Origin of the sequence: Marinobacter alkalisoli, from assembly GCF_045449855.1 — a bacterium.
Lineage (GTDB): Bacteria > Pseudomonadota > Gammaproteobacteria > Pseudomonadales > Oleiphilaceae > Marinobacter.
The window spans coordinates 1-4,892 of sequence record NZ_JBJJLC010000056.1; the positions used below are offsets into that span (position 1 = coordinate 1).

Below are 4,892 nucleotides of genomic sequence, written 5' to 3' on the forward strand. Positions count from 1 at the left end.
GTGTTTTGGAAACGCCTGCCCACTCGCTTCCACCCCAAGGTTTATTTTGTTCAATTATACAAACAAAAACGCCACCAACCTGAATCAGGATGGTGGCGTTCTGGAATATCCGGGTGCCTCAGTATCAGGCCGGTACGGCTTCCACCATACTCGTCCGGATCTTCTTCATGGCGTTCTTCTCAAGCTGCCGGATTCGCTCGGCAGAAACACCGTACTTATCAGCCAGTTCGTGCAGCGTGGACTTGCTCTCGGACAGCCAGCGCTCCCGCAGGATATCCTGACTGCGCTCATCCAGAGTTCCCAACGCGTGCATCAGACGACCGTTGGAATCCTCCGACCAGTCCGCGTTTTCCAGCTGCACCGCCGGATCGCCGCGCTGATCCTGCAGGTAATAAGCCGGCGCCTGGTAGGCATTGTCGTCGTCATCGTCCTGCGGACCATCAAAGGCGGTATCCTGGGAAGCCAGCCGGCCCTCCATCTCCCGCACAACTTTCGGTTCCACGCCAAGATCTTCCGCCACGGCATGCAGCTCATCGTGACTGAGCCACGCCAGGCGCTTCTTCTGGCTGCGCAGGTTAAAGAACAGCTTGCGCTGGGCCTTGGTGGTAGCCACTTTCACAATGCGCCAGTTGCGCAGGATAAACTCGTGGATCTCCGCCTTGATCCAGTGCACCGCGAAGGACACCAGACGTACACCGTACTCCGGGTTGAAGCGCTTGACGGCCTTCATCAGCCCCACGTTGCCTTCCTGGATCAGGTCGGCCTGGGCCAGGCCATAACCGGAATAGCTGCGGGCAATGTGGATCACAAACCGCAAATGAGAGAGCACCAGCTGACGAGCTGCGTCCACGTCACCCTCATAGTGGAGACGCTCAGCAAGCTCACGCTCTTCTTCAACAGACAATACCGGAATCCTGCTCGCAGCCTGGATGTAAGACTCGAGATTGGCACCCGGAACCAGTCTGTCAATCAGCTGTAAACTCGTACCCATGCTTTTAACCTCCGAACCTGACGACCGTTAAATATACCAAGTGATTCTTTGATCGCCAAGACCTTAAAAAGTTCTTGGAATTTCCCAGTAACACCTTTAAAAACAACTGACTGGAAATTTCCGCTTTGTATCTTAAATAGAGACACTACGCCCTTTGCCGCAAATTCTACAATACGGTTTTCCCGCAATCCCGAATTAACCTCCAGCGACCTCTCCGGGCTCAATATCGTCCAAATGGCGCTTGACCGCTACCCAGGCCCCCAACCAGCCTAACAGCATGGCCACAATAAGCAACGCAAGCGCACCATCGAAAGTCAGACCATTAAGGGAAAAGTCGCTGCGGTATAACCCCGCCAGCCGCTCAACCGGGCCGCTGAGCCACCACAACGACAATTGCAGCAGAATCCAGGCCACCACACCGCCACCAAGGCCAAACCAGGCCCCGGTATACAGGAACGGGCGGCGCACAAAGGCGTCGGTGCCGCCCACCATTTTCGCCACCAGGATCTCGTCACGGCGGTTTTCGATTGCCAGCCGTACGGTATTGCCAATCACCAGCACCACCGCCGCCGCCAGCAACAGGGCCAGGGCCCAGACCGCACGAGCCAGCAGGTCCGTCATGGCGTTCAAGCGCTGCAGCCAGCCCAGATCCACCTGCACGCGCTCAACACCGTCCAGGCCCTGCAGGCGGGTGACCAGCGTCTCCACACCGCCAGTACTGCGAGAGGCTTCATCCGGTGTCACCAGCAGGGTATGGGGCAACGGATTGCCTTCCAGATAATCCAGCGCATCATCAAGACCGGAGGAGACCCGGAACTCCGACAGCGCCTGCTCCTTGTCGATCAGTTCCACCTCCAGGATACGGCTGTCATCCAGCACCTCGGCCCGCAGTTCGCGGGCGCGCTCCAGCGAGACATTCTCACCCATATAGGCGGTAATGCGGGCACTGCTCTCCCAGCCGGCACTGACGCCCTGCAAACTGGTCAGCAGTAACAACAGCGCTACCGGCAGCGCCAGGGCTACCCCCATCACCATCCAGGTCATGGAACTGGCGACCGGGGTACGCCAGAGCCGCTCGGCACTGTCCCGGGCCACCTTGCGGTGATGCACCAGGTAACTCTCCGCCAGCTCCTGCCAGGGCGACGGGCCCTGCCTTGCGCCTTTGCGTTTACGGGGATCAGGCGCCATGGCCACCTCCCGCAATCAAACGGCCGTGATCCAGGGTCAGGGTCCGGCGCTGCATATCATTGATCAGGGCAATATCGTGACTGGCAATCAGCACCGTCACGCCCACCTGACTGAACTGGGCGAACAGGCGCATGATGTCCGCCGACAACTCCGGGTCCAGGTTACCGGTGGGCTCATCCGCCAGCAGCACCGGGGGCTTGTTCACCACCGCGCGGGCGATGCCGACGCGCTGCTGCTCACCGCCGGACAACTGCAGGGGGTTCATCTTTTCCTTGGTCAGCAGCCCGACCTTGTCGAGCGCGGCCCGCACCCGGCGGCCAATGTCCCGCGCCGGTACCCCCATCACTTCCAGGGGCATGGCGACGTTGTCGAACACCGTGCGATCGAACAACAGCTGGTGATTCTGGAATACCACGCCAATGTGGCGACGAATGTAGGGAATCTGGCGCTTGGGGAGCTTGTTCAGCACCTGCCCGCCGACGATCACCTCGCCGGCACTGGGGCGCTCCATCACCATGACCAGCTTGAGCAGGGTACTCTTGCCGGCGCCGGAATGGCCGGTCAGGAACGCCAGCTCGCCCCGGTCCAGGCTGAAGTTCACCTGCCGCAGGGCGGTATGGTCGCTGTCGTAGCGCTTGGTGACCTGACGGAATTCAATCATTAGCCGTTACTGCATTACTGGTCGTCAAACAGGGCATCCACAAAGGTTTCCGCATCGAAACTGCGCAGATCCGCCACTTGTTCACCCACACCGATAAAGCGGATGGGCAGCTGCAGCTGACGCGCGATAGCGAACACAATACCACCCTTGGCGGTGCCGTCCAGTTTGGTCAGGGTAATACCGCTGACACCCACTGCCTGCTGGAACACCTGGGCCTGGCTCAGGGCGTTCTGGCCGGTACCGGCATCGAGCACCAACATCACCTCATGGGGGGCGGTGTCATCCAGCTTCTTCATCACCCGAACGACCTTTTCCAGCTCGTTCATCAAATTCTCTTTGTTCTGCAGTCGGCCGGCAGTATCGGCAATCACCACATCCACCTCGCGGGACTGGGCAGACTGGATGGCATCGAAGATCACCGAAGCACTGTCGGCACCGGTATGCTGGGCCACCACCGGCACGTTATTGCGCTCACCCCAGACCTGCAACTGCTCCACTGCGGCGGCACGGAAGGTATCACCCGCCGCCAGCATCACCGACTTGCCCTCATCCTGGAACTTCCTGGTGAGCTTGCCGATGGTGGTGGTCTTGCCGACACCGTTCACACCCACCATCAGGATCACATAGGGCTGCTTCTTCGCATCCAGCTCCAGCGGCTTGGTGACATCCTTCAGCAGGCCATGAAGCTCATCGCGCAGGGCCTTACGCAGCGCCGCGCCGTCCTTGAGCTGATTACGCTCCAGCTTGTCAGTAAGGGATTCAATGATTTCCGACGTGGCGGTGACACCAACATCCGCCATCAGCAGCGTGGTTTCAATCTCCTCCAGCAGATCCTCGTCGATCTTCTTGCCGACGGCGAACAGATCGGATAATCCGGTGGACAACGTCGCGCGGGTTTTACCCAGGCCCTGGCGGATACGCTCTAAAACACTGACCTGCGGCTCTTCCGGAGCCGGCTCCGGTTCCGCGGCAGGCGCAGGGGCTGGCTCGACTTCCGCCACAGGTGCCTCTGCGGACGGCGCCTCGGGCGCGGATGCTTCCGCCTGTTCACGTGCGGGTTCGGCGCCCGGCTGTGGCTCAGGCTTTTTCTGGGGTACCGGTTTGGGCCGGGGAATACGCTTCCGGTTGCCGGCCAGGTCCAGAGCAAAAACGAGGACAAGAAGGGCCAACAGGCCAATTGAAATCCACTCTGCGGTCATACTCATTCCATCGGTTAAAATTGGCGGGACAAAAGAAAGCCGACATTCTAGCAGACTGTCGGAGGTAATTGGGGCCCATGCCAACGGCAACCCGGATGGCGACAGGACGATTTTCCGTTACCATGTCGCCATTCCAGAAACAGCGGCGGACAGCAGGAACCATGGGGCGGAAACCAAGGCAACAGAAAAGCGCACGGACCGGACACAGCGGGACAGCGAAAGCCGCCGGCGGCGGTGAATTGCGAATCATCGGCGGCGACTGGCGCAGCCGCAAACTGCGTTTCCCGGAAACCGGCGGCGTACGCCCCACCCCCGCCCGCACCCGGGAAACCCTGTTCAACTGGCTGAATTACCAACTGGCCGGCAGCCGCTGCCTCGACCTCTTCGCCGGCTCCGGCGCTCTCGGCCTGGAAGCCCTGTCCCGGGGTGCCGGCACAACCGTATTCGTCGACCACACACCGGCACTGGCCCAGGCCCTGCGCGGTAACCTGCGGCTGTTAAAATCAGAAAAGGGAGAAGTGATCTGCCAGAGCGTCGACGCCTTCCTGGCCCAGCCACCGGCCGAACCGTTCGACATACTGTTCATGGACCCGCCCTTTCGCCAGGGCTGGCTGGAAAAGCTGTTCCCGCTGATCGCTGATTATGGCTGGGTCAGACCCGGCGGCTGGATCTACGTGGAACATGAAAGCGAACGGACAACCCCGGAAACACCCGAAAACTGGACCCTGCACAGACAAAAGTCCGCCGGCCAGGTCACTTATTGCTTATTCAAAACAGAAGAATCAGAAGGTACTTGAAGGGAAACAAAGATATCTCACAAAAGTCAGACAGGTCTCGGGGTGGGGTGCCTTTT

5 protein-coding genes are annotated in these 4,892 nt (G+C 59.9%); 1 reads left to right on the top strand and 4 read right to left on the bottom strand.

Annotated elements, in window-relative coordinates:
- Window positions 1-124: 124 nt before the first annotated feature.
- The 4 genes from rpoH to ftsY all read right to left on the bottom strand — a co-directional run bounded on the left by rpoH (window position 125) and on the right by ftsY (window position 4,039).
- Window positions 125-991 carry an RNA polymerase sigma factor RpoH gene (rpoH, locus tag ACJO5Y_RS19235; protein ID WP_406989459.1) on the bottom strand — a complete coding sequence of 289 codons (867 nt, stop codon included), beginning with the start codon at window positions 989-991 and terminating at the stop codon, window positions 125-127.
- Window positions 992-1,186: 195 nt separating this feature from the next.
- Complete coding sequence (gene ftsX, locus ACJO5Y_RS19240; protein WP_406989460.1) at window positions 1,187-2,179, bottom strand: permease-like cell division protein FtsX; 993 nt, start codon at window positions 2,177-2,179, stop codon at window positions 1,187-1,189.
- Entirely contained in the window at window positions 2,169-2,840 is a 672-nt protein-coding gene (gene ftsE, locus ACJO5Y_RS19245) for a cell division ATP-binding protein FtsE (RefSeq protein ID WP_406989461.1), read from the bottom strand. The genes ftsX and ftsE overlap by 11 nt, the downstream gene beginning before the upstream one ends.
- A gap of 14 nt (window positions 2,841-2,854) precedes the next feature.
- Window positions 2,855-4,039 carry a signal recognition particle-docking protein FtsY gene (gene ftsY / locus ACJO5Y_RS19250; RefSeq protein WP_406989462.1) on the bottom strand — a complete coding sequence of 395 codons (1,185 nt, stop codon included), beginning with the start codon at window positions 4,037-4,039 and terminating at the stop codon, window positions 2,855-2,857.
- Between the two features lie 161 nt (window positions 4,040-4,200).
- Between ftsY and rsmD the strand changes: the two genes are divergently transcribed.
- Window positions 4,201-4,836 (top strand): 16S rRNA (guanine(966)-N(2))-methyltransferase RsmD, encoded by a 636-nt coding sequence (gene rsmD, locus ACJO5Y_RS19255; RefSeq protein ID WP_406989463.1) that lies wholly within the window; start codon window positions 4,201-4,203, stop codon window positions 4,834-4,836.
- Window positions 4,837-4,892: the final 56 nt, after the last annotated feature.

What these genes read in the sequence shown, in the direction of transcription:
- ftsX (WP_406989460.1), bottom strand. Translation starts at nt 2,179, where the DNA reads ATGGCGCCTGATCCCCGTAAACGCAAAGGCGCAAGGCAGGGCCCGTCG.
- ftsE (WP_406989461.1), bottom strand. Translation starts at nt 2,840, where the DNA reads ATGATTGAATTCCGTCAGGTCACCAAGCGCTACGACAGCGACCATACC.
- rsmD (WP_406989463.1), top strand. Translation starts at nt 4,201, where the DNA reads ATGGGGCGGAAACCAAGGCAACAGAAAAGCGCACGGACCGGACACAGC.
- rpoH (WP_406989459.1), bottom strand. Translation starts at nt 991, where the DNA reads ATGGGTACGAGTTTACAGCTGATTGACAGACTGGTTCCGGGTGCCAAT.
- ftsY (WP_406989462.1), bottom strand. Translation starts at nt 4,039, where the DNA reads ATGACCGCAGAGTGGATTTCAATTGGCCTGTTGGCCCTTCTTGTCCTC.